This is a genomic window from Amycolatopsis sulphurea (assembly GCF_002564045.1).
GTDB classification, from domain to species: Bacteria; Actinomycetota; Actinomycetes; order Mycobacteriales; family Pseudonocardiaceae; genus Amycolatopsis; species Amycolatopsis sulphurea.
Window position 1 is genome coordinate 5,295,064 of sequence record NZ_PDJK01000002.1, and the last position, 25,027, is coordinate 5,320,090.

20 protein-coding genes are annotated in these 25,027 nt (G+C 70.8%); 16 read left to right on the forward strand and 4 right to left on the reverse strand.

Annotated elements, in window-relative coordinates; all coding sequences use genetic code 11:
* Nucleotides 1-4 precede the first annotated feature (4 nt).
* From treY to ATK36_RS30210, 8 genes are all read left to right on the forward strand, one after another.
* On the forward strand, nt 5-2,287 hold the full coding sequence (treY, locus tag ATK36_RS30175) for a malto-oligosyltrehalose synthase (RefSeq protein WP_098514540.1): 2,283 nt from the start codon (nt 5-7) through the stop codon (nt 2,285-2,287).
* On the forward strand, nt 2,284-4,002 hold the full coding sequence (treZ, locus tag ATK36_RS30180) for a malto-oligosyltrehalose trehalohydrolase (RefSeq protein WP_098515292.1): 1,719 nt from the start codon (nt 2,284-2,286) through the stop codon (nt 4,000-4,002). Before treY ends, treZ begins: the two co-directional genes overlap by 4 nt.
* Nucleotides 4,003-4,170: 168 nt before the next feature.
* Nucleotides 4,171-6,315 carry a glycogen debranching protein GlgX gene (gene glgX / locus ATK36_RS30185; protein WP_098515293.1) on the forward strand — a complete coding sequence of 715 codons (2,145 nt, stop codon included), beginning with the start codon at nt 4,171-4,173 and terminating at the stop codon, nt 6,313-6,315.
* A 210-nt stretch (nt 6,316-6,525) separates the two neighbouring features.
* Entirely contained in the window at nt 6,526-8,505 is a 1,980-nt protein-coding gene (locus ATK36_RS30190) for an alpha-1,4-glucan--maltose-1-phosphate maltosyltransferase (protein WP_098514541.1), read from the forward strand.
* An 87-nt stretch (nt 8,506-8,592) separates the two neighbouring features.
* On the forward strand, nt 8,593-10,389 hold the full coding sequence (gene treS / locus ATK36_RS30195; protein WP_098514542.1) for a maltose alpha-D-glucosyltransferase: 1,797 nt from the start codon (nt 8,593-8,595) through the stop codon (nt 10,387-10,389).
* Entirely contained in the window at nt 10,386-11,771 is a 1,386-nt protein-coding gene (locus tag ATK36_RS30200) for a maltokinase N-terminal cap-like domain-containing protein (protein WP_098514543.1), read from the forward strand. Before treS ends, ATK36_RS30200 begins: the two co-directional genes overlap by 4 nt.
* Before the next feature lie 4 nt (nt 11,772-11,775).
* The gene (gene glgB, locus ATK36_RS30205) at nt 11,776-13,956 is read left to right on the forward strand and encodes a 1,4-alpha-glucan branching protein GlgB (protein WP_098515294.1); all 2,181 of its coding nucleotides are present in this window, start codon (nt 11,776-11,778) and stop codon (nt 13,954-13,956) included.
* 193 nt (nt 13,957-14,149) lie between these two features.
* Nucleotides 14,150-14,911 (forward strand): glycoside hydrolase family 16 protein, encoded by a 762-nt coding sequence (locus tag ATK36_RS30210; protein WP_245915309.1) that lies wholly within the window; start codon nt 14,150-14,152, stop codon nt 14,909-14,911.
* Nucleotides 14,912-15,977: 1,066 nt separating this feature from the next.
* On the opposite strand, the gene ATK36_RS30215 is transcribed toward ATK36_RS30210, so the two are convergent.
* On the reverse strand, nt 15,978-16,688 hold the full coding sequence (locus ATK36_RS30215) for a S1 family peptidase (RefSeq protein WP_098514544.1): 711 nt from the start codon (nt 16,686-16,688) through the stop codon (nt 15,978-15,980).
* Between the two features lie 205 nt (nt 16,689-16,893).
* Here ATK36_RS30215 and ATK36_RS30220 point away from each other — a divergent pair, with 205 nt between their 5' ends.
* Nucleotides 16,894-17,310: an STAS domain-containing protein gene (locus ATK36_RS30220; protein WP_098514545.1), complete on the forward strand. Its 417-nt coding sequence runs from the start codon at nt 16,894-16,896 to the stop codon at nt 17,308-17,310.
* 773 nt (nt 17,311-18,083) lie between these two features.
* Here the strand turns inward: ATK36_RS30220 and ATK36_RS30230 are convergent.
* Nucleotides 18,084-18,767: a DUF4232 domain-containing protein gene (locus ATK36_RS30230; protein WP_098514546.1), complete on the reverse strand. Its 684-nt coding sequence runs from the start codon at nt 18,765-18,767 to the stop codon at nt 18,084-18,086.
* A gap of 192 nt (nt 18,768-18,959) precedes the next feature.
* The gene (locus ATK36_RS30235) at nt 18,960-19,169 is read right to left on the reverse strand and encodes a CsbD family protein (protein WP_098514547.1); all 210 of its coding nucleotides are present in this window, start codon (nt 19,167-19,169) and stop codon (nt 18,960-18,962) included.
* Nucleotides 19,170-19,366: 197 nt separating this feature from the next.
* Here ATK36_RS30235 and ATK36_RS30240 point away from each other — a divergent pair, with 197 nt between their 5' ends.
* From ATK36_RS30240 to ATK36_RS30270, 7 genes are all read left to right on the forward strand, one after another.
* A complete protein-coding gene (locus ATK36_RS30240; protein ID WP_098514548.1) occupies nt 19,367-19,828 on the forward strand; it encodes an Asp23/Gls24 family envelope stress response protein in 462 nt (153 codons plus the stop codon).
* Nucleotides 19,825-20,124, forward strand: a complete 300-nt coding sequence (locus ATK36_RS30245; RefSeq protein WP_098514549.1) for a hypothetical protein — start codon at nt 19,825-19,827, stop codon at nt 20,122-20,124. Before ATK36_RS30240 ends, ATK36_RS30245 begins: the two co-directional genes overlap by 4 nt.
* A complete protein-coding gene (locus tag ATK36_RS32630; RefSeq protein ID WP_098514550.1) occupies nt 20,124-20,300 on the forward strand; it encodes a hypothetical protein in 177 nt (58 codons plus the stop codon). Before ATK36_RS30245 ends, ATK36_RS32630 begins: the two co-directional genes overlap by 1 nt.
* Nucleotides 20,287-20,688: an Asp23/Gls24 family envelope stress response protein gene (locus tag ATK36_RS30255; protein WP_245915310.1), complete on the forward strand. Its 402-nt coding sequence runs from the start codon at nt 20,287-20,289 to the stop codon at nt 20,686-20,688. The genes ATK36_RS32630 and ATK36_RS30255 overlap by 14 nt, the downstream gene beginning before the upstream one ends.
* Nucleotides 20,685-21,209, forward strand: coding sequence for a DUF6286 domain-containing protein (locus tag ATK36_RS30260; RefSeq protein ID WP_098514551.1), 525 nt, complete (start codon nt 20,685-20,687; stop codon nt 21,207-21,209). Before ATK36_RS30255 ends, ATK36_RS30260 begins: the two co-directional genes overlap by 4 nt.
* Nucleotides 21,209-21,781: an alkaline shock response membrane anchor protein AmaP gene (locus ATK36_RS30265; RefSeq protein ID WP_098514552.1), complete on the forward strand. Its 573-nt coding sequence runs from the start codon at nt 21,209-21,211 to the stop codon at nt 21,779-21,781. The genes ATK36_RS30260 and ATK36_RS30265 overlap by 1 nt, the downstream gene beginning before the upstream one ends.
* A 526-nt stretch (nt 21,782-22,307) precedes the next feature.
* A complete protein-coding gene (locus ATK36_RS30270) occupies nt 22,308-23,435 on the forward strand; it encodes a S1 family peptidase (protein ID WP_098514553.1) in 1,128 nt (375 codons plus the stop codon).
* A gap of 477 nt (nt 23,436-23,912) precedes the next feature.
* Here ATK36_RS30270 and ATK36_RS30275 read toward each other — a convergent pair whose 3' ends face one another.
* Nucleotides 23,913-25,010: a calcium:cation antiporter gene (locus tag ATK36_RS30275; RefSeq protein ID WP_098514554.1), complete on the reverse strand. Its 1,098-nt coding sequence runs from the start codon at nt 25,008-25,010 to the stop codon at nt 23,913-23,915.
* Between the last annotated feature and the right edge of the window lie 17 nt (nt 25,011-25,027).

Here is a 25,027-nt window from a genome sequence, read left to right on the forward strand (position 1 = left end):
ACGTATGAGCACGCCGTCTTCGACGTACCGGGTGCAGCTGAGGCCGGAGTTCGGCTTCCTCGAAGCTGCGGGAATCGTCGGCTATCTCAGGGAACTGGGCGTCGGCGCGTTGTACGGCTCGCCGATGCTCGACGCCACCCCCGGGTCCACGCACGGCTACGACGTCACCGATCCGACGCGGGCACGCCCGGAACTCGGCGGTGAGGAAGGCCGGAAAACTCTTGCGACGCAGCTGAAAGACGCCGCGCTGGGGTTCGTGGTCGACATCGTGCCGAACCACATGTCCGTCGAGGTGCCCAAGGCGAACCGCTGGTGGTGGGACGTGCTGCGGCACGGCCGTGATTCGGCGTACGCGGCGTTCTTCGACATCGACTGGAGCCGTGGCAGGCTGCTCCTGCCGGTGCTCGGCGACGACGCGGCGGTGAACGAGCTGACCGTGGACGGCGACGAACTCGCCTACTACGAGCACCGTTTCCCGATCGCGCCCGGCACCGGCGAAGGCACGCCGCAGGAGGTGCACGCGCGGCAGCATTACGAACTCGTCGGCTGGCGGCGCGGCAACCGCGAGCTGAACTACCGGCGGTTCTTCGACATCACGAACCTGGCCGCGGTGTCCGTGGAACGTCCCGAGGTGTTCGCCGAGACGCACGGCGAGGTGCTGCGCTGGGTGTCCGAGGGCGACGTCACCGGGTTGCGGGTGGACCATCCGGACGGTCTCGCCGATCCCGGCGGCTACCTGCGCCGCCTGCGTGCCGGGGCGCCGGACGCGTGGCTGGTGGTGGAGAAGATCCTGCACCCGGGCGAGGCGCTGCCGCAGAGCTGGCCGGTCGACGGCACCACCGGCTACGACGCGCTGGGCGAGATCGCGGGAGTGTTCATCGATCCGTCCGCCGCGCCGGTGTTCACCCGGCTGACGGCGGAACAGGGCGCGCGGACCGGGTACGCGGAGGTCGAGGAGCGTTCACGACGCCTGGTCACCGACGAGATCCTGGTCGCCGAGGTGCGTCGGATCGCCGCGCTGCTCGGCGGGGTCGACCCGGAGGCGGCGCGCGCGGCGGTCGCCGAGGTGATGATCGCGTTCGGCGTCTACCGCTCGTATCTGCCGGAGGGCGCGGGCACGTGGGCCGCTGCGGTGGAGCGGGCGCGGGGGCGCCGTCCGGAGCTGGCCCCGGCGTTCGACGCGCTGGACAGCCAGGTGCGGGGCGCGCCGCACGGCGAGCTGGCCACGCGGCTGCAGCAGACCTCGGGAATGGTCGTGGCGAAGGGCACCGAGGACACCACGTTCTACCGGTTCACCCGGTTCGCCGCGCTGAACGAGGTCGGCGGCAGCCCGGACCGGTTCGGCCTGGCCGTGCGGGATTTCCACACACTGGCCGCGGGCCGCGCCGCGGCACAGCCGGCCACCATGACCACGTTGACCACGCATGACACCAAACGGTCCGAGGACACCCGGGCGCGGCTCGCCGCACTGTCCGAAGTGGCAGAGGAGTTCGCAGCCGCGGTACGCCGGTGGACCGCCCGTCGTGGGCTCGGCGAACCGGCGCTGAATCTGCTGGCGTGGCAGACCCTGGTCGGTGCCTGGCCGATCTCGCCGGAACGGCTGCGCGGCTACCTGGACAAGGCGGCCAAGGAGGCCAAGCTCCGCACCGGCTGGACCGACCACGACGAGGAGTTCGAACGGGCCGTCGCCGCGTGGCCGGACGAAGTGCTCGCCGACGCCGAGCTGGCCGCCGACGTGGCGGCGTTCGTCGCCAGGGTGCGTGGTGCGGGCTGGTCGAACTCGCTCGGCCAGAAGCTGATGCAGCTGGCCGGACCTGGTGTGCCGGACGTCTACCAGGGCACCGAGCTGTGGGACCACTCGCTGGTCGACCCGGACAACCGGCGCCCGGTCGACTACCTGTCCCGCCGGGAGATCCTGGCACGTGTACAGGCGGGGCAGCAGCCCGCGATCGACGCGTCCGGGGCGGCGAAACTCCTTGTCGTGCACCGGGTTCTGACCCTGCGCCGGGATCGGCCGGAGCTGTTCACCGGGTACCGTCCGCTGCACGCCGAGGGCGTCGCCGCCGACCATCTGCTTGCGTTCGAACGAGGGGAGCGGCTGGTCGTGGCGGTGACCCGGCTGCCGCTCGGGCTCGAACGCGCGGGCGGCTGGCGGGGCACCGTCCTGCCGCTGCGCGATGGTGAGTGGACCGACGTGCTCACCCGCCGCGCGGTCGGCGACGCACCACGCGCGGCCGCGCTGTTCGACCGCTACCCGGTGGCCCTGCTGGTCCGGGAGAGATCCTGATGTTCACCGTTTGGGCGCCTGCAGCCGACCGGGTCCGCGTACGCGTCGACGGCATCGACCACGAAATGACCGCCACCGAGGGCGGCTGGTGGCGCGCCGAGGTCACCGGCAGCGACTACGCGTTCCTGCTTGGCGATGACGAACGGCCCCTGCCCGACCCTCGTTCGCTACGGCAGCCACACGGCGTACACGAAGCGTCGCGCGTGTATGACCACAGCGAGTTCACCTGGACCGACCACGCGTGGACCGGACGACAGCTGCCCGGCGCGGTGATCTACGAACTACACCTTGGCACCTTCACCGAGGACGGCACGTTCGACGCGGCGATCGAGCGGCTGGGCCACCTGGTCGACCTGGGCGTCACCCACGTGGAGCTGCTCCCGGTGAACTCCTTCGACGGCGTCGCCGGCTGGGGCTACGACGGTGTGCTGTGGGCCGCCGTGCACGAGCCGTACGGCGGACCGGATGGGCTGAAGCGGTTCGTCGACGCCTGTCACGCGCGTGGGCTCGCCGTGGTGCTCGACGTGGTCTACAATCACCTCGGCCCGTCCGGTGCCTATCTCGACCGGTTCGGCCCGTACTTCGCCGGTCGTACCGACTGGGGTGCCGGCCTGAATCTCGACGGCGCAGGCTCGGACGAGGTGCGTCGTTACGTCCTGGACAACGCGCTGGGCTGGCTGCGTGACTTCCACGTGGACGGGCTCAGGCTCGACGCGGTGCACGCGCTGGTCGACAAGCGCGCGACGCATCTGCTGGAGGAGCTTGCCGTCGAGGTCGAAGCGCTGTCGACCACGCTCGGCCGCCCGCTGCCGTTGATCGCCGAGTCCGACCTGAACGACCCGAAGCTGGTCACCAGCCGTGACGGCGGCGGTTACGGGCTGGACGCGCAGTGGTCCGACGATCTGCACCACGCGCTGCACGTCCGGCTCACCGGCGAGACCACCGGCTACTACCCGGACTTCGCTGCGCCGGACGCGTTGGCGAAGACACTGCGCGAGGTATTCTTCCATGCTGGTACCTGGTCCTCGTTTCGTGAGCGTACGCACGGCCGTCCGGTGGACACGCGCGTGCTGCCGGGCCACCGGTTCCTCGCCTACCTGCAGGACCACGACCAGATCGGCAACCGCGCGGCCGGTGACCGGCTGTCCGCGACAGTGCCCGCGGGCCTGCTCGCCTGTGGGGCCGCCGTCGTGTTCTGCTCGCCGTACACGCCGATGCTGTTCATGGGAGAAGAGTGGGCGGCGAACACGCCGTGGCAGTTCTTCGCCTCCTTCCCGGACCCGGAGCTGGCCGAAGCGGTCCGTACGGGGCGTCGCCGCGAGTTCTCCCGTCACGGCTGGGTTGCCGGGGACGTGCCGGACCCGATGGACCCCGCCACCGTCGCCCGGTCACGGCTGGACTGGTCCGAGCCGGGCCGCGACGGCCACCGCGAGATGCTCGCCCTGTACCGGACGCTGATCCGCCTCCGCCGCGACCGCCCCGAACTGGCCGATCCGCGGCTCGCCGGGCTGGTCGTGGAGACCGCGGCCGACGGCTCGTGGCTGGTCCTGCACCGCGGCGCACTGCGGCTGGCCTGCAACTTCGCCCCAGACCCGGCCACCGTCCCGCTGGCCGGCACCCCCGGCGAGGTCCTCGCTTCCTGGGGCGAGGCTCGCTTCGCAGGTTCATCCGCCCTTTTACCGGGCCACTCCTTCGTCCTCACCGCCCCGGCCTAAGGCTGTGAAGGGCCCCTTCACAGCCTTGGCGCGCCCGGAGGGTGGGGCGGGGTGGGTGGGGGTTCGTGCTGGTCGGCGTGGTGCGATCGGGCGGGGGCGGGCGGCCGGGGCGGGAAAGAGCCCCCGGTGGCGGAGCCGCCGCGGCGCCGGGACTGGAAGGATCTGCGCATGGCTACCCGACCCGCACCCGACAACCAGGTCCTCGCCGGCCGCCCGTTCCCGCTCGGTGCCCACCCGGAGGCGGGCGGCGTCCGCTTCGCGGTGACCTCGGCGGTGGCCGACTCGGTCGAGGTCTGCCTGATCGGCGAGGACGGGACGGAACGGCGGATCGAGCTGACCGAGCGCACCTTCGGCGTGTGGCACGGGCTGGTCCCCGGCGTCACGGTCGGTCAGCGTTACGGCTACCGCGTACACGGCCCGTACGACCTGGCGCGCGGGCTGCGCTGCAACCCGGCGAAGCTGCTCGTGGACCCGTACGCGCGCCGGATCACTGGCCGGCTGACCGACCTGGTCGCGGCGCAGGGCTTCGTCGGCGACCCGGACCGCGGCCCGAAGTCCACTGTGGACTCGCTGGGCAGTGTGCCGCTGTCGGTGGTCACCTCGCCCGGCGGCCCGGAGACCGGGATCAAGCCGGAGGTGCCGTTCGAGGAGTCGGTGTTCTACGAGCTGCACGTGAAGGGGTTCACCGCGCAGCACCCGTTCATCCCCGAACCGCTGCGCGGCACCTACCTCGGCCTGGCCCACCCGGTGGCGATCGAACACCTGACCCGGCTCGGGGTGACCGCGGTGGAGCTGCTGCCGGTGCACGCCTACGCCGACGAGCCCGCGCTGATCCGCGCCGGGCGGCACAACTACTGGGGCTACTCGCCGCTGGGCTACTTCGCGCCGCATCCGTCCTATGCCAGCGAGCCCGGCCGTGAGGTCGAGGAGTTCCGCACGATGGTGGCCGCGCTGCACGGCGCGGGCATCGAGGTCATCCTCGACGTGGTCTTCAACCACACCTGCGAAGGCGGTCCGGACGGGCCGACGCTGTCCCTGCGCGGGCTTGACGCCCCCGCCTACTATCTGCACACCCGCCGTGGACACATGGCCGATCTGACCGGCTGCGGCAATACCCTGGACGCCGGTTCGCCCACGGTGGTCCGCCTGGTCACCGATTCGCTGCGGTACTGGACGCAGGAGCTGGGCGTGGACGGTTTCCGGTTCGACCTGGCGAGCACGCTCGGCCGGCCGGGCGGGGGCGGCTTCGACCGTGATTCCGCGATGTTCACCGCGATCACCACCGACCCCGTGCTGGCGCGGTGCAAGCTGATCGCCGAACCGTGGGACGCGACCGCCGGGGGATACCAGGTGGGCGGCTTCGGCCCGCAGTGGGCGGAGTGGAACGGCCGCTACCGGGACACGGTGCGGGACTTCTGGCGCGGCGCCACCGGCGTGCGCGATCTCGCCTACCGGCTGTCCGGCTCGTCCGACCTCTACGACCACAACCTGCGCCGCCCCTGGCAGTCGGTCAACTTCATCACCGCGCACGACGGGTTCACCCTGCGGGATCTGGTGTCCTACAACGAAAAGCACAACGAGGCCAACGGCGAGGACAACCGCGACGGCACGACCGACAACCGCTCGTGGAACCACGGCGTGGAGGGCGAGACCGGCAACGAGGCGATCACCAAGCTGCGCGCCCGGCAGGCACGTAACCTGCTGGCAACCCTGCTGTTGTCCACCGGTACGCCGATGCTCACCGCGGGCGACGAAATGTGGCGCACCCAGCAGGGCAACAACAACGCCTACTGCCTCGACGACGAGACGTCCTGGATCGACTGGACGCCGCCGGAGGAAGCGGTGCCGATCCTCGCCTTCACCCGGCGCGTGGTGCGGCTGCGCGCGGAAAGCCCGGCGCTGCGGCAGCCGGAGTTCTTCGAAGGCCGCACCACCCTCAGCGGCAAACCCGATCTGGTGTGGTTCCGGCCGGACGGCGAGGAGTTCGACGAGGTCGACTGGTTCGACGAGGACCGGCGCACGCTGTGCCTGTGGATCGACGGGTCGAACAGCCAGGCGCGCAACCGGGAGGGCGCGCTCGTCACGGACCATTCCTGGTTGCTGATGTTGCATTCCGGTGACGAACCGGTGGACGTCGTGTTGCCCGGACCGGAATACGGCGAGACGTTCAAGCCCACTTTGGACACTGGGACCGCGGACGGCAGCCCGGCGAACCCCGGCGTGCTCGAACCGAAGTCGACGATCCGGATGACCGCGCATTCCCTGCAGCTGCTGCGTGCGCCGCGCGACCACCTCACCACCCCACTTCCCTGACTCCGCCCCGGTTGGGTTCGTGAAGGGGTCCTTCACGGACCCAGAGTCCGTGAAGGTTCCCTTCACAGCCGCCCGGACGGTGGTGCGTTCGCTCGACCGGGTGGCGGCGAGGGATGTAAAAGGCCCCGCTGTCAAGGGCTTTGCGGGAATCAGGCACACTGCAAGTGCTCGCGTCCGCACTGTCCGACCACGGGAAAAAGGGGCGTTGCCATGTCCGGCAGGCTCGGGATCGACGACGTCGCACCTACCGTCAGCTGTGGCCGCTATCCGGCCAAAGCCGTTGTGGGAGAACACTTTCCGGTCACCGCCACGGTCTGGCGCGAGGGACACGACGCGGTCGCGGCCACGGTGTCCTGGCGCGGGCCCGGCGACCGCGCCGCCCGGCAGGCCCGGATGACCGAGCAGGGCAGCGGGCTGGACCGGTTCGGCGCGGTGCTGGTGCCCGACGCCGAGGGCATGTGGACCTACCGGGTGGACGCGTGGAGCGATCCGTGGGCCACCTGGGAGCACACGGTCGAGGTGAAGATCGGTGCCGGGCAAGGGGCCGGCGAGCTGGCCAACGATCTGGAGACCGGCGCCCTGCTGCTGGAGCGCGTGTCGCGCCGGCCGGACCGCCGGGCCGAGCGCGCGCTGCTCGCCGGTGCCGCGGCCGCGCTGCGCGACGAGGACCGCGCGCTCGCCGAGCGGGCCGGACCGGCGCTCTCGCCGGAGGTCCGCCGGATCATGCACGAGTTCCCGGTGCGGGAGCTGGTCACCAAGGGCCGCACGCTGAAGCTGTGGGTGGATCGCCGCCGCGCCGCGTTCGGGTCCTGGTACGAGTTCTTCCCGCGCTCCACCGGCGGCGTGGACGAGCAGGGGCGCCCGGTGCACGGCACCTTCGCCACCGCCGCGCGCGAGCTGGACCGGATCGCGGGCATGGGCTTCGACGTGGTCTACCTGCCCCCGATTCACCCGATCGGCCGGGTGAATCGCAAGGGCCCCAACAACACCCTGGACGCCACCCCGGACGACACCGGCTCGCCGTGGGCGATCGGCGCGGACGAGGGCGGGCACGAGGCGGTGCACCCGCGGCTGGGCACGATCGAGGACTTCGGCGCCTTCACCGCCCGCGCCGGGGAGCTGGGCCTGGAGGTCGCGCTCGACCTTGCGCTGCAGGCCGCGCCGGATCACCCGTGGGTGCTCAAGTATCCGGAGTTCTTCACCACCCGCCCGGACGGCACCATCGCCTACGCGGAGAACCCGCCGAAGAAGTACCAGGACATCTACCCGATCAACTTCGACAACGATCCGCGCGGCCTCTACGAGGAGGTGCTGCGCGTGGTGCTGCACTGGGTCTCGCACGGAGTGCGGATCTTCCGGGTGGACAACCCGCACACCAAGCCGCCGGACTTCTGGACCTGGCTGATCCAGACGGTCAAGGACGCGCATCCGGACGTGCTGTTCCTGGCCGAGGCATTCACCCGCCCGGCCCGGCTGTGGGGACTGGCCAAGCTCGGGTTCACCCAGAGCTACACCTACTTCACCTGGCGCACCACCAAGGACGAGCTGACCGAATTCGGTGCCGACCTGGTCGAACACTGGCCGGAGGGCCGCCCGAACCTGTTCGTGAACACGCCGGACATCCTGCACGCATCGTTGCAGCACGGCGGTCCGGGCATGTTCGCGCTGCGTGCCGCGCTGGCCGCCACGATGTCGCCGACCTGGGGTGTCTACTCCGGGTACGAGCTGTTCGAGAGCGAGCCGGTCCGCCCGGGCAGCGAGGAGTACCTCGACTCGGAGAAGTACCAGCTGCGCCCGCGGGACTTCGCCGGCGCGCTCGCGCAGGGCCGTTCGCTGGAGCCGTGGCTGGCCCGGCTGAACGCGATCCGCCGCGCGCACCCGGCGTTGCAGGGCATGCGGTCGCTGCACTTCCACCACGTGGACAACGACGCGCTGATCGCCTACTCCAAACAGGATCCGGCGACCGGCGACACGGTGATCGCCGTGATCACCCTCGATCCGCACAGCGCCCGGGAGGGCACCCTGCGGCTCGACCTGCCCGCGCTCGGTTTCGACGGGGCGGAGCGGCTGATCGCGCACGACGAGGTCACGGGCGACACCTGGGACTGGAGCGCGGAGAACTTCGTGCGGCTCGAACCGTGGCGGGCGGTGGCGCACGTGGTCTCGCTGCGCCGCCGGCTCGCGGACTGACCGGCGGATCCCGCCCGCCCACCGTGCACGCGCGCGCCGCGGCAGGGACGATCGAACGTACCCGGGGACAAGACTGAGGTGGAACGGATGGACGAGGAGCGCCGGCTCGACCCGGCACCGGGCCTGGCGGGCGTGCCGCACACCGGCGAGGCGGTGACGGCGGACGGCCTGCTGGTGGAGCCGCAGGCGGACGATTTCGGGCACGCGCACGCCGCGCCGCGCGATCCGGAGTGGTTCAAGGGCGCGGTGTTCTACGAGGTGCTCGTGCGTGCGTTCGCCGACTCGAACGGCGACGGCACCGGCGATCTGCGGGGTCTGGCCGGGCGGCTGGATTACCTCGAATGGCTGGGCGTGGACTGCCTGTGGCTGCCGCCGTTCTACGCCTCACCGCTGCGCGACGGCGGGTACGACATCAGCGATTTCCGTGCCGTACTGCCGGAATTCGGCAGTGTCGAGGATTTCGTGTACCTGCTCGACGAAGCACACCGGCGGGGCATCCGGGTGATCACCGATCTGGTGCTGAACCACACCTCGGACCAGCACCCGTGGTTCCAGCAGTCCCGGCACGATCCGGACGGTCCGTACGGCGACTACTACGTGTGGGGCGACGACGATTCGCGGTACGCGGACGCGCGGATCATCTTCGTCGACACCGAGACTTCGAACTGGACCTACGACCCGGTGCGCGGCCAGTTCTACTGGCACCGCTTCTTCACGCATCAGCCGGACCTCAATTACGAGAACCCGGCCGTGCAGGAGGCGATGATCGATGTGCTGCGGTTCTGGCTGGACCTGGGCATCGACGGGTTCCGGCTGGACGCCGTGCCGTATCTGTTCGAGGAAGAGGGCACCAACTGCGAGAACCTGCCGCGCACGCACGAGTTCCTCAAGCAGTGCCGCAAGGTGGTCGACGACGAGTTCCCGGGCCGGATCCTGCTCGCCGAGGCGAACCAGTGGCCTTCGGACGTGGTGGAGTACTTCGGTGATCCGGCGGCCGGCGGGGACGAATGCCATATGGCCTTCCATTTCCCGCTGATGCCGCGGATCTTCATGGCCGTGCGCCGCGAGTCGCGGTTCCCGATCTCGGAGATCCTGCTGCAGACGCCGCAGATCCCGTCCGGCACGCAGTGGGGCATCTTCCTGCGCAACCACGACGAGCTGACGCTCGAAATGGTCAGCGACGAAGAGCGCGACTACATGTATGCCGAGTACGCCAAGGATCCGCGGATGAAGGCGAACATCGGCATCCGCCGCCGCCTGGCGCCGCTGCTGGACAACGACCGCAATCAGCAGGAGCTGTTCACCGCGATGTTGTTGTCGCTGCCGGGTTCCCCGGTGCTGTACTACGGCGACGAGATCGGCATGGGCGACAACATCTGGCTCGGCGATCGCGATGCGGTACGCACTCCGATGCAATGGACGCCGGATCGCAACGCGGGGTTCTCCTCCTGCGATCCCGGCCGCATCTACCTGCCGGTGATCATGGACCCGGTCTACGGCCACCAGGCGCTGAACGTGGAGGCGCAGGCGGAGAACGCGTCGTCGCTGCTGAACTGGACCCGCCGGATGATCGAGGTGCGCAAGCAGCATCACGCTTTCGCGCAGGGCGATTTCCTCGATCTCGGTGGCTCGAACCCGAGTGTGCTGGCCTATCAGCGGCAGTGGCGTCGTCCGGACGGGCGCCAGGACGTGGTGCTGTGCGTGAACAATCTGTCGCGCTTCCCGCAGCCGGTGGAGCTGGACCTGTCCGCACACCAGGGGGCCACGCCGGTAGAGCTGACCGGCGGCGTGCGGTTCCCGGACATCGGCGAGCTGCCGTATCTGCTGACCCTGCCCGGACACGGGTTCTACTGGTTCCAGCTGCTCGGGCCGGACGACGCGTGACCGGCGAGCACGGGATTCCGGCCGGTCGGCTGGCGCAGTGGCTGCCCACGCAGCGCTGGTTCGCGGGCAAGGACCGGCCGGTCGACGTGGTCCGCCCACACGAACCCACCGTGCTGATCGAGGGCGATCCGGCGCTGTGGCACGTCGTGGTGGACGTGGTGCAGGGCGAGCGCATCGAGCCGTATCAACTGTTCGTCGGATGGCGTTCCGGCACACCCGAGATCGCGTCGTCCGCCTTGTTCGGCGAGGGCAGCGATCGCTACGAGGCCTGCGGCGACGCGGACCTCACCGCGATGCTGCTGGACGCGATGGCGGCCGGGACCCGGATCGACGGGCTGAGTTTCGCCGCCGAGCCGGGGGAGCAGCTCATCGGCGGGTTGCGCGCGCGGCCGATCACCACCGAGCAGAGCAACACCTCGCTGGTGTACGGCGGGCAGTACATCCTGAAGCTGTTCCGCAAACTCAGCCCGGGCATCAACAAGGATCTGCTGCTGCACCGCGCCCTGCAGGCCGCGGGGTGCGCGCACGTGGCCCGGGTCGTCGGCTCGATCACCGGTGAGCTGGCCGGGGAACCGGTCACTATCGGCATGCTGCAGGAGTACCTGCCCGACGCCGTCGACGGCTGGGCGATGGCGAGCACGAGCGTGCGTGACCTGCTGGCCGGTCCGGACCTGCAGCCCGACGAGGCGGGCGGCGATTTCGCCGCCGAAGCCGAGCGGCTGGGCGCAGCCGTCGCAGAGGTGCACGCGGATCTGGCCAGGGCGCTCGGCACCGAACCGGTGGACCGGGCCGAGCTGGCCCGCACGGTGCAGGCGATGCACGAACGGCTGGATCAGGTCGCCGCGGCGGTGCCACAGCTCGCCCCGCAGGTCCCCGCGCTGCGGGCGGCGTTTGACGCGGTGGGCGCCGCGGATCTGCCGCCGGTGTCGAGGCAGTACATCCACGGCGATCTGCACCTGGGACAAGTGTTGCGCACCGTCGGCGGCTGGCTGCTGCTGGACTTCGAGGGCGAACCCGCCGCGCCGGTCGCGCAGCGGCACGCGTTGCAGTCGCCGCTGCGTGACGTCGCGGGCATGCTCCGGTCTTTCGACTATGCCGCGCAGCAATTCCTGGTCGGCGAAGCCGAACACGGGCCGGAGACGGCGGCGCGAGCGCAGGAGTGGGCGTGGCGCAACCGCGCCGCTTTCTGCGCTGGGTACGCCGAGGCCGATGGCCCGGCCGGTGACCCGCTCGCGCACGCGGTGCTGCTGCGGGCTTTCGAACTCGACAAGGCGGTCTACGAGGTCGCCTACGAACACGCGAACCGGCCGGACTGGCTGGCCGTGCCGCTGGCGGCGATCGCCCGCAGCACCGAAGAAGGTGAGGGATCCCGTGACCAGTGATCCGATGCACGCCGTTCCCCGGGAGCTGCCCGCGGCGGCCCCGTCCCCGCAGGACATCGACCGGCTGCTGGACGGCTCGCATCACGACCCGCACACCGTGCTCGGCGTACATGCCGTCGACGGTGGTGTCGCAGTCCGCGCGCTGCGGCCCGGCGCGGAGGCTGTCACGGTGCTGGCCGGGGACCGCCGGTACCCGCTGGAGCGGGTCGCGGACGCGCTGTTCGCCGCGATCCTGCCCGAGCACCCGGGCGACTACCGGATCGAAATCACCTACCACGGGCAGACCGTGGTCACCGACGACCCGTACCGCTGGCTGCCCACCGTCGGCGAGCTTGACCTGCACCTGATCGGCGAAGGCCGGCATGAACGGCTGTGGGACGTCCTTGGCGCGCATGTACGTTCGTACGACACGCCGAACGGCGCCGTCCGCGGAGTGTCCTTCGCGGTGTGGGCGCCGACCGCGCGTGGCGTACGGGTGATCGGTGACTTCAACGGCTGGGAAGGCCGTGGGCACGCCCTGCGGTCGCTCGGCTCGTCCGGCGTGTGGGAGCTGTTCGTACCCGGTGTGGAGACCGGCGCCTGCTACAAGTTTCGCATTCTCGGCGCGGACGGGCAGTGGCACGAGAAGGCCGACCCGATGGCGTTCGCCACCGAGGTACCACCCGCGACCGCCTCGAAGGTGACCGAATCCGCCTACGCCTGGAGCGACGCGGAGTGGATTGCCCGGCGCGAGGCGACCGAGTGGGCGGACGCGCCGATGAGCGTGTACGAGGTGCACCTCGGCTCGTGGCGGCCCGGCCTCGGCTACCGCGAGCTGGCCGACCAGCTCGCCGATTACGTGCAGGACACCGGGTTCACGCACGTGGAGTTCCTGCCGGTGGCCGAGCATCCCTTCGGCGGTTCCTGGGGCTACCAGGTGACCTCGTACTACGCGCCCACCTCGCGGTTCGGTTCGCCGGACGATTTCCGGTATCTGGTCGATCATCTGCATCGCCGCGGGATCGGCGTGCTGGTGGACTGGGTGCCGGCGCATTTCCCGCGCGACGCCTGGGCGCTCGCCCGGTTCGACGGCAGCCCGCTCTACGAGCACGAGGATCCGCGCCGCGGCGAGCAGCCGGACTGGGGCACCCTGGTGTTCAACTTCGGGCGCAACGAGGTACGCAACTTCCTGGTCGCGAACGCGTTGTTCTGGCTGGAGGAGTTCCATCTCGACGGCCTGCGCGTGGACGCGGTCGCCTCGATGCTGTACCTGGACTACTCGCGCGGCGAGGGGGAGTGGCTGCCCAATGAGTACGGTGGCCGGGAGAACCTCGACGCGGTGCGGTTCCTGCAGGAGCTGAACGCGACCGTCTACAAGCGACACCCGGGCGTGGTGCTGGTGGCCGAGGAGTCCACCGCCTGGCCCGGCGTCACGCGCCCGACCCACTTGGGCGGCCTGGGTTTCGGTTTCAAGTGGAACATGGGCTGGATGCACGACACGCTCCGCTACCTCGGCCACGAGCCGGTGCACCGGGCCTACCATCACAACGAGATGACCTTCTCGCTCGTCTACGCCTGGAGTGAGAACTTCGTGCTGCCGCTCTCGCACGACGAAGTGGTGCACGGCAAGGGCTCGCTGTGGGAGCGGATGCCCGGCGACGACTGGAACAAGGCGGCCGGCCTGCGGGCGCTGCTGGCCTTCATGTGGGCGCATCCGGGCAAGCAGCTGCTGTTCATGGGCGGGGAGTTCGGCCAGATGCGCGAATGGTCGGAATCCCGCGCGCTGGACTGGGAGCTGCTGGAGATGCCGCTGCACCGCGGGGTGCGGGACCTCACGCGGCAGCTGAACGCGCTGTACCGCGAGTCCCCGGCGTTGTTCTCCCAGGACGTCCGGCCGGAGGGCTTCCGCTGGATCGACGCGAACGACTCGGGCGGCAACGTGCTGAGCTTCCTGCGGCTCGGCGCGGATGGCTCGCGGCTGGCCTGCGTCGCGAACTTCGCCGGGGTGCCGCACCGTGACTACCGCGTCGGGCTGCCCGCCGCCGGCCGCTGGACCGAGGTGCTCAACACCGACGCCGAGGCGTTCGGCGGGTCCGGGGTGGGCAACCTGGGCGCGGTCGAGGCCACCGCGGAGCCGTGGCACGGGCTGCCGGCGTCGGCCGTGCTGCAGCTTCCGCCGAGCGGGGTGCTGTGGCTGGCCGGATAGTGGTCGCCGGCATCAGGTCGGAAAATATCTCACGTTCTGTCTTGCCGATGGCCGGTCCCGCGTTCATACTTTGTTGCCAACCACAACAAACCCCCGGGGTGGCGCCGCCGGGCCGCTCCTCGAGTAATCAGGGATGCAGACGATGAAGTCTCCTCGGTCGCCCTTCAGATGGCGGCTGCTCACTGTCCCCACGGTGCTGTCGCTGCTCGGCGCGCTCGTCTTCGCGCCGATGGCCATCTCCGCCTCGGCCGCGTTCTCCGACGATTTCACCGGCCCGGCCGGTGCGGCGGCCGACGGGGCGAAGTGGAATTACGAGACCGGCGACAACCACGGCAACAACCACGAGCGGCAGTGGTACACCGCCGGCGCGGCGAACGCGGCGCTGGACGGCGAGGGCCACCTCGTGCTCACCGCGAAGAAGCAGGACTCCGGCCACCACTGCTGGTACGGCCCGTGCCAGTACACCTCCGCCCGGCTCAACACCAGCGGCAGGTTCGCCACCGGTGGCGGGCACATTGAGGTCCGCATGAAGCTGCCGCGCGGGCAGGGCATGTGGCCCGCGTTCTGGATGCTGGGCGGCGGCAACTGGCCCGCGGACGGCGAGATCGACGTGATGGAGAACATCGGCCGGGAGCCGAACACGGTGCACGGCACCATTCACGGCCCCGGCTACTCCGGCGCGGGCGGCATCGGCGCGCCGTTCCTGGGGCCGAATTTCTCCGACGGCTTCCACACCTACGCGGTCGACTGGACGGGCGGCAAGATCGTCTGGTCGGTGGACGGTCAGGCCTACCAGACCCGCACCCCGGCGGATCTGCACGGCAATCGCTGGGTGTTCGACCACCCGTTCTTCCTGATCCTCAACCTCGCGGTGGGCGGTGACTGGCCGGGCGATCCGGACGGGAACACGCAGTTCCCGCAGCAGCTCGTGGTCGACTACGTGCACGCGCGCTGACCATTTCTGGTGTCCGGCTCGTTGATCGCGGGTCGGACACCGGTTTCCCGGAGGTCACGCTTGCGTGAGCCGGACGCCCGGGTGCGCGATCTTCGGTGGCGGGCCGTCGGGGTGGTATTCGGGGTGTCATCATTCGTTGTCGTGCACGCGATGCGGCCCGTGTCGTCCACTGTGGACGAAGTGCGCCTGGTGCGGGTGGTGCGCGTGGTGCCAGTGGTGCGGCGCTGAAGGCTGTGAAGGGGCCCTTCACGGACTCAGAGTCCGTGAAGGGCCCCTTCACAGCGCTCGCCGTTCAGGTGTCGTGGGGGCGGAGCGTGCGGGCGGGTTCGTAGGCGCCCCGGTCGGAGCGGGTTGGCTTTCGGGACTGGGGCTCGATAGCGGTCGTGCCCTCTAGCAGGCGATTTCTGTCCGTGGGCGCCTGATCGGTTCGGGCGCTGAGGGAGCCCGGGGCTGTCGAGCTGGTTCGCTGAACCTGCCGGATGCGTGGCCAGAATCTTCGGGTCGGGCGATTTCCGCCCGGGGCCTGTGCGGGTTGCTTTCGGGAGATTGGGCTTTGAGCGCATTCCTCGCCCGCCGCCCCGCCGCCCCGCCGCCCCGCCGTGCCGCCGCTCCGTCCCGCTTCGCTGTGCCGCCGTGCCGCCGTCCTGTCCCGCTTCGCTGTGCCGCCGTGCCGCCGTCCTGTCCCGCTTCGCTGTGCCGCCGTGCCGCCGTCCTGTCCCGCTTCGCTGTGCCGCCGTGCCGCCGTCCCGTCCCGCTCCGCTGTGCCGCCATGTCGTGCCGTGCCGTGCCGTGCCGCCGCGGCCGTCACCGGGTCCGGATGCCGCTGCACCATTTCGCCCGCCTGTTCTGCGCCCCGACTCCGTCCCCCGAGGACCTGCTCCTGGCGATCATGCCGAACAGCGGGATCGTCGCGGCGAACCCGGTGTGGCGACGCTGGGGGTGCGGGTCGCCGGCCCGCCTGAGCACAGGCCGGGTTGAGGTCGGTGCCCTGCGCCAACGGCTCGTCTCACTGCACTTCGGACCGTGCCCGGGCCCGGCGGACCGCCGCCGGACCCGGGCACGGGGCTCAGACGCCTGCGACCGACTTGATCCAATCGCGGTACTGGGTGACGTTGATGTAGGCCGTGGTGGTCGACCGGTCGCTGGTCGAGGCGACGCCTACCTGCTTGCCGTTGGCGTACATCGGGCCGCCGGAGTCGCCGCCGGCGGTGATGCCGTCGCCACGTTCGGCGCAGACCGATACGCCCGCCGCGCCGTCGGCGCAGTCGACCGAGTCGACCTTGACCTTGGCCACTTTCAGCACCGGCGACTGGCAGTCCCGCTCCGGCTTGTCGGTGCAGGTCGCGCCCCAGCCGTAGACCTCCGCCTGGTCGCCGACCTTGACGTCGCCCTCGGTGCCGAGCGGGGCGTAGTCGGTCTTGACCTTCTGGTCGATCTGCACCAGCGAGATGTCCGCGTTGCCGGAGTCGTGCACCGAGGTCGCGCTCACCTCGGTGCCCTTCGACTGGTCGAGATCGCCGACGTGGAAGGTGATCTGCTTGCCCTCGGCACCCTGGGTGCAGTGCCGGGCGGTGAGAATCCAGTCCGGCGCGACGATCGTCGCCGAACAGATCTCCTTGCCACCGGCGAACATCCGGGCGGCCGCGTGCGTCGAGTCGGCGTTGCCGCCGTCGATGATCGCGGGCGCCGAACCGGGGGCGGCAGCGGCCGGCAACGCGGCGGCCAGTGCGGTGAACGCGATGCCGGACACGACGGCGGCGGTACGGGCTATGCGCACTCGAAATCAGCTCCAACCGATGGGGACTCGGGGTGGTCAGTGAAGAACCCACCGTCGCGACTATCGGTGAATTACGGAACCCGACGAAGGTCGTGCAAGCGGCAGAACCCGACTTTCGTCGTGCTCCCGCCGAGGGCGTGCACGTGGCCCGCCCGATCGCGGAGTGTGCGCGCGCTCACTACGGGTGGCAGGACAGAATGGGACAATGGCAGCCGGCTCCGAGGGATCGGCACGGCTCAGGTCGTCCTACCGCTACGACGACCTGGACGTGCTCACCGTGCTGTTGTCCGGCGAGCTGGACGACGGCACGGCGCTCGTCGTGGTGCGCGCGGTGACCTTCGCTCTGGACAAGCGTCCGCAGGCCCTGGTCCTCGACCTCACGGGCCTGACCGCCCTGAGCGCCGCGGGGGTGCATGTCCTGCGCGCCGCGCAGGATCGGGCTGCGACCGAGGGCGTGGCGCTGCGGCTGGTCGCCCCGATCGCGGGCGTGGCCTCCCGAAGCCTCGCCGAGGCAGGCGTGTCGGGGGTCTTCGACGTCTACCCGAACCGCGTCGCGGCGCGGGTGGAGAACGATCGCACTGCCTTCCTGCGCCGCATGCGCTGGCGCCTCGGCGGACGGTGACCGTTCGTCGCGCTCAGTCGCCGAGACTGGTGTGGTGGTCCCGTTGGCTGTGTTGTCGCGGTGCGAGGGTCCCTTTCGCTGCCCTGCCCTGCCCTGCCCTGCCCTGGTCCGCTCCGCAGTGAGTGTCCCCTTCGCTGCGCCGCTTGGGTGCGAGTGTCCCCATTGCCGCACGACCCGGCGCGAGTGTCTCCATCGCCGCGATATTCGGTGCGAGGGTCGCGATCAGTTCGCGATCCGGGTGCCAAGTGAGGTGGGAATGGCTGGATCGGGTGGAATTCTCCCGACGTTGAGTGCACGCTCCCAGAAGCGGGAAGCGGGAAGCGGGAAGCGGGAAGCGGGAAGCGGGAAGCGGGAAGCGGGAAGCGGGAAGCGGGAAGCGGGAAGCGGGAAGCGGGAAGCGGGAAGCGGGAAGCGGGAAGCGGGAAGCGGGAAGCGGGAAGCGGGAAGCGGGAAGCGGGAAGCGGGAAGCGGGAAGCGGGAAGCGGGAAGCGGGAAGCGGGAAGCGGGAAGCGGGAAGCGGGAAGCGGGAAGCGGGAAGCGGGAAGCGGGAAGCGGGAAGCGGGAAGCGGGAGCCGGGGTGTGACAAGCGGCCAGGTCGCGGTGCGGTGGCTGGCCGAGGGGCCGAGGTGCGGACCCCAACCCCAACCCCATCACCGAGCCGGGCCAGGCCGGGGTGCGGTGGCCGGCCGGGGAGCCGAGGTGCGGACCCCAACCCCATCACCGAGTCGGGCCGGGCCGCCCTGTGGCCGCGCCGGGTACCTCGAAGCGGCCCGTCAAGACCCGGCGTTCGCCGCGCCCGCCCGTACCGAGTCAACCGTCAGGTACGGGCCGCCATCGCTGCACGTCGTGGTGGGCAGGGGAACGAAGGCCGCTCCGGTGTTGCCCGGCGGGTAGATTCGCAGGCCCCTCGCCTGGACCTGGTGGCAGTCGCTCTTCTGCGGCGCGCTGGACAGGAACAGTGCCGCCGAAGCGCTGGCGCCGGGAGCGAGGGTGACTTTCGCGCCACCGGGGTACCGGGTCGCCGGGGCGCCCACCTGCTGTCCGCTGTCACCGGCCACATAGGACACTCCGGGGGCGGACCGCAAGGTGCACGAGCGGGAACCGGTGTTGGTGAACACGAGGGGCAGGTGCGAGCCCTGCATGTCGGCGTCGCCGGCGGACTTGTTCAGGGTGACTCGCAGGTTCGCGGTGGGGCACAGCGCAGCGGATGCGGCACCGCCGGGTGCGCTGGACGCCGACGCGGCAGGCGCCGAAGTATCCGGGACATCGGCGACCGACGTGCCGGCCGGAGAGGAACTCGGTGGCACGGCGGTGCCGAGGTCGGCGGCCGGTGCGGCACCCGGCGTGGCCGAGCCGTCGATGCCGGAGCCGCAACCACCAAGGGTCACGGCAGCCACGATCGCAACACCTGCCACAGCGGTGCGGGTGAGTGCAGTACGCGTCAGGGCGGTGCTCATCGTCTGCCACCTCCGTCTGCCGGCTCCCTGCCGGGCGAAGGAAAGATGCCCCGTGGTAAGGAAAAGATGCGAATCGGAGAGAATGCCCACGCTGGCGCAACCTTTGCCGCACCCAGACGTCTGCCCGGACAAGAGAACGGGTGCGCGCCACCCGTGCGGGGCAGCGCGCACCCGAATCTCCACTGTGGACGGTCAGTCCTTCTTGAAGGCGCCCTTGATCTTGCCTGCGGCGTCACCGACCGCGTCCTTGACGTTCTCGGCGGCCTGCTTGACTCCGGCCTTCGCCTGGTCCGCCTTGCCTTCGCCGGTCAGCTCGTCGTCACCGGTCGCGCGGCCGGCCGCCTCCTTGGCCTTGCCGCCGAGCTCGTCGGCCTTGTTTCCCATCTTGTCACCCAGGGACATGCGTGCGCTCCTTCCGGTCGGCACGGGCACGGTGCCCGTCGATTACCCGACCCGGGGCACCCGGAAACCACACGCACCGGTTCGGGTGAACCGGATCTCACCCGAACCGGTGCGTGCGGATTGCCCGGCGGCCGTGTCGGACGGGGTAGTGGCGATCAGCCGATCGTCCCCATCGGCAGCTGACGACAGGAGAGACCATGGCCGACTCGACTGCCACCAAGTCCCGTCCGCAGAACGAGGTGGAGCAGCCCAGACGGGGCACCCTCGCCACCAAGGAGGGCCTGACCACCATCGCCGACGTCGTGGTGCAGAAGATCGCCGGACTGACCGCCCGCGAGGTCCCCGGCGTGCACGCGCTCGGCGGCGGCGCGGCACGGGCGTTCTCCGCGCTGCGCGAGCGCATCCCCGGCGCGACCGCGTCGGCCGGTCAGGGCGTCTCGGTCGAGGTGGGGGAGAAGCAGGCGGCGGTCGACCTGCAGGTCGTCGTCGAATACGGCGCTTCGATCGCGGATGTGTCCCGGTCCATCCGGCGCGGGGTGATCGCCGGGGTGGAGCACATGACCGGCCTTGAGGTGGTGGAGGTCAACGTCGAGGTGGTCGACCTGCACCTGCCCGGGGACGACGAGGGAGCCCCGGCCGACTCCGGCCGGGTGCAGTGACGCCGGAGGCCACCGCGGACCGGATCGCCGCCGCCGTGACCGCCCTGCCCGCGGTGGCCGGGCTGCACGGCGGGCGGTTCGGGGAGGTCGTGACGCTGGGTATCGCCCACCGCGTGCCCGGCGTGCGGGTGGGCGAGGAGGCGGTCACCGTCGCGGTCACCGCGCGGTTCCCGCTCGTGGCAGGCGAACTGGCCGAGGCCGTCCGCGTGGCCGCCGGGATCGGCGACCGCCCGGTGCACGTGGTGGTGGCCGATCTGGCGCTGCCGGAGGAAACCGCGGTGAAGGAGAAGGACTGATGAACGCGACACAACTGGGACTGCTCACCGGTCTCGCACTCGGCCTGGCCGCGGCGTTCGGCGGCTTCGGCGCGTTCGTACTGGTGCTCGTGCTCGGCGCACTGGGCCTGCTCGTCGGCCGGGTGCTCGACGGCAAGCTCGACCTGTCGCAGCTGACCGGCCGTGACCGCGGCTGAGGCGGCTGTGCGCGAGACGGCACTGACCACTGTGGACGCTGCGGAGCGTGGCGCGCTGACCATCGAGGACTCCGTCGTGGCGGCCATCGCGGCCCGAGCGGTGCGCGAGACGGACGACGTCGGCGGAGCCGCGGGCCGGGTCCTCGGCATCGGTTCCGCCGGCCCCCAACGCCCGGCGAAGGTGACCGCCCGGGTGGACGGCGGCCAGGTGACGCTGGATGTGCGGCTTTCGGTGGCCTATCCGGCCTCGGTGTCCCGCACCAGCGAGCGCGCGCGGGACCACCTCACCGAGCGGATCGGTGAGCTGACCGGGCTCACGGTGTCCAAAGTGGACATCACGGTCGGTGCACTGCAGCGCGCCGTGGAGAACGGGCGGAGGGTGCGGTGAAGCGACGTCCACGCCGCGCCACCGCGGCCGCGCTGACGGCGCTGGTCCTGCTGGCCGCCTGCGTGCTGGTGGCGGTGGTCGCGATCCAGCTGATCATCGGGGAACGGCCGTGGGTGAGCTACTCCTCGGTCGCCAGTGCCCTGAACCGCACGCCGTGGACCAGTGGGTGGCTTGAACTCGGCTCGATCGTGGCCGTGGTACTCGGGTTGTGCCTGCTGCTGGCCGCTGTCCTGCCGGGCCGTCGTACGGTGCTGCCGTTGCACGGAGCGCTGGATTCGGGTGCGTCGCGAGCCAGCTACCGTTCGACGTTGCGCGCCGCCGCTTCCGGCGTCGACGGCGTCTCGGCGGCCAAGGTGCGGCTCGGGCGTCGACGGGTCCGGGTTCGGGTCCGTACCCACCGTACGCGGTCCGAAGGGCTCTCTGAGGCCGTTGAGGCGGCGGTGACGCATCGGCTCGACGAGGTCGGCCCGGTCGAGCAGCCTGCGGTCCGGGTGGCCGTTTCGGCGACGAGGAGTTCGTGATGACCAGCCTGAACCGCCCGGTCCGGCTCAACCGCTGGCTGCTGGCCGTCTTCGGCGTGCTCCTCATGGTCGCCGGGGTGTTCGCGTTCGCCACGCACATGCGGTGGCTGCGGGTACTGGACCCGGGCGCGCCGCTCGTGCCCGGTACCGCCCTGCCGCCCACCTGGGTGCTCTACGTCGTCGCCGGCGGTGCGGTCGTGCTCGGGCTGCTGTGTCTGCGCTGGCTGCTGGCCCAGCTCGCGCGACGGCCGAAGACGCAGACGTGGCGCTATGAAACCGATCCCGATCGGGGTCGCACCGAGATGGCCGCCGACGCGGCGATGCTCCCGTTCACCGAAGAACTGCGCGCGAGCGAGGGCGTGCACGCGGCGCGCGCGACGCTGGCGGGATCCCGTGCGGAACCGGCCCTGGCGCTCGTCGTGACGGTCGAGCAGGACGGTGACCCACGGCGGATCCGTGAGCGGCTTGCCGAGGAGACCCTGCCCCGGCTGCGGCAGGCGCTGGACCTCGATGAGCTGCCGGTCACCATCGAGTTCCGTTTCAGCACGGCTCGGGGCGCCCGGACCCACTGAACCCGGTGGCCGCGGTTGTCCTGCGAACCCAGCGGCCTCGACGATGCCCTGGTCTCGTCTGTCCACATCGGACCAGGTGGGGTCCGCGCTTGTCGACGGCCGAGTTCGTCCACGGAGACCGGCATCGGTTCTCGGTGGCCGGTACGAGCGCGCTGCACGATATCGCCAGGACCAACCGGGTCTACGCCCTATGCGATCACACGACCTCAGCCGTCGGACGCCTTCGTGCGGGTGGGTTTCCGCGGGCTGGGACGCTCAACCCGGTCTGCTGGGTTGCCCTGGGCTCTGTCGACGTGCGGTGGTGCTCGCAGGCTGATCGCCCGACCGGGCTAATCGTTGCCGTCCTGGGGGAAGCAGCGGACCGGCGCGGGCTCCGGGTGGCTGGCGGCTGGATGCCCGCGCCGGTGCCGGTGGTGTCGGGAAACGGACAAAAACCCGGTCTAGGTCTGGACCATTTCGGCAACCCGGTCGCACACTTCTGCACGCAGTGTGTTTCTTTCTCCCCCAGGTCCCCGGAGGAATTGCCATGCGTCGAAGAATCACCCTTTCCCTCAGCGGCACCGCGTTGCTCGTGGCCGGTCTCGCCACCGCGGCGCTCACCCCGGCGGCCGCGCAGGCCTCGCCAGGGCTGCTCGCGGCCATGCAACGTGATTTCGGCCTGACCGCGAGCCAGGCCCAGACCCGGCTCGGTCAGGAACTGGCTGCCGCGAAGGTGCTCCCGGTCGCCGAGAAGGCGGCGGGCGCGGCTTACGGTGGCGCCTGGTTCGACCCGAAGCTGGGCAAGCTCGTCGTCGGTGTGACCGATTCCGCGGTCGACGGTGCGGTCCGCGCCACCGGTGCGGAAACCACGCCGGTGCGGACCACTGCCGCGGCGCTCGACGCGGCGAAGCAGAAGCTGGACGCGACCACCAAGACTCATCCCGCGCCGGCGTCGGTGAGCGGCTGGCGCACCGATCTGCGTACCGGGAGCGTCGTGGTGTCGCTCGTACCCGGTGCGCACGGGGCGGATGTCGACGCCTTCCTGGCTCGCGCCCGCGAGGCCGGCCCGGTGACCGTCGCGACCGCGGCCAAGCCGAGGACTCTCGCCGCGGGTACCGTCGGCGGGGATCCGTACTACATCAACGGGAACGTGCGCTGCTCGATCGGATTCTCCGTGCAGGGCGGCTTCGTGAGCGCCGGGCACTGCGGTCGCGCCGGCAGCTCGGTGGCCGGCTGGGACGGCTCCGCGATGGGCTCGTTCGCCGGTTCTTCCTTCCCTGGCAACGATTATTCGTTCATCAGCGTCGGCGACGGCTGGTGGACCACCCCGGTCGTGCTCGGCTGGGGGACGGTGGGCGACCGGCTGGTGCGCGGTTCGGAGGTGGCTCCGGCGGGCTCGTCGGTCTGCCGCTCCGGCTCGACCTCGCACTGGCACTGCGGCACCGTGATCGCGCTGAACGAGACGATCAACTACGCGGAGGGCGCGGTCTCCGGCATGACGCACACCGACGCCTGCGCCGAACCCGGTGACTCCGGTGGTTCGTTCATCACCGGCGACCAGGCACAGGGCGTCACCTCCGGTGGCTGGGGCGACTGCAGCTCCGGCGGCGAGACCTGGTTCCAGCCGGTGAACGAGATCCTGCAGACCTACGGGCTGTGGCTGGTCACCGCCTGATCCGTTACTGAACTGGGCAGGCGCCGCGTTTCCCGCGGCGCCTGCCCTCGTCCGGTGTGGCTCGCCCTGGTTCCCGGCGGTCCGATGTGGACGGACGGTCATCGTTGCCGCGAAGGCGGACGGCGAACAGGGCCGGCGCAGTGCTCGTCGCTCCGCCAGGCAGGTGTGACGCACCTGTTCGAGAAAACGCGACGGTCAGGGACACAACGGGCAGCGACGACACACCTGGCGGCGTGGGCCCGCCGGTCAGCAAGGACCGGAAGGGCGGCAGAGGCAGGAGAGACGGCAGGGGCAGTAAGGACGGCAGCGACTCCGGGCAGAACGGCGCCGGGAAGCCGGTTTTCCAGGGTCCGCCGGACCCTGGAAAACCGGACTGGGGGCTGGTGGAACATCACCCGGCCAGGATACGGACGAGCACCGACAGAAACCGTCGTCCGCGAGGTCGGCGGGGAGATCGCAGGGGAGCAGGGGCGAACGTCAAGGGTTCATCGCGAGGACCAGGAACCCGGCGAGCAGCACCAGGTGCACGCCGCCCTGCAGGCGGGTGGCGCGGCCGGGGACCACGGTCAGGACGCTCACCACCACGGTCAGCGCGAGCAGCACAATGTGCGTCGGGCCGAGGCCGAGCTGCAGCGGGCCGGGCATCCACACCGAGGCCAGCGCGATCGCCGGGATGGTCAGGCCGATGCTGGCGATTGCGGAACCATAGGACAGGTTCAGGCTGATCTGCATCCGGTCGTGGCGCGCTGCGCGGGCGGCGGCGAGGGTTTCCGGGGCGAGCACCAGCAGGGCGATCACCACGCCGACGAACGACTGCGGCAGCCCGGCCGCACGCACCCCGGCCTCGATCGCCGGGGACTCCACCTTCGCCAGCCCGACTACGGTGACCAGCGCGATCAGCAGCAGAACCAGGCTCACCAGGGCGTTCCGGCGGGCCGGCGGCACGGCGTGCTGGTCTTCGTCCTGTGCCTGCCCGTCTGCGCCGACGGGGAGGAAGAAGTCGCGGTGGCGCACGGTCTGGGTCAGCACGAACATCGCGTACAGCACCAGCGACGCGATCGCGGCGAAGGTCAGCTGCGGGCCGGAGAACTCCGGGCCCGGCCTGCTCGTGGTGAAGGTCGGCAGCACCAGGCTCAGCCCGGCGAGCGTGGCGACGGTGGCCAGCGCCGCGCCGCTGCCCTCCGGGTGGAACCGGGTCTCGCCGTATCGGCGGGCGCCGATCAGCAGCGAGAGCCCGACGATGCCGTTGGTGGTGATCATCACCGCGGCGAAGACGGTGTCCCGCGCGAGAGTGTCCGCCTTCTCGCCGCCGGAGGCCATCATCGTCACGATCAGCGCGACCTCGATCACGGTGACCGCGACCGCCAGCACCAGCGAGCCGAACGGTTCCCCCACCCGATGCGCCACGACCTCGGCGTGATGCACCGCGGCCAGCACCGTCCCGGCCAGCATGAGCGCGACGACCGTGACGGGCACCGGCCCGAGCTCGCGGCCCCAGGTGAGTACCAGCAGGACCACGGCGATCACCGGCAGCACGGTGGTCCACGAAGTCACGAAGGAACGCACGGTGGCCATGCCCTCAGCCTCGCACA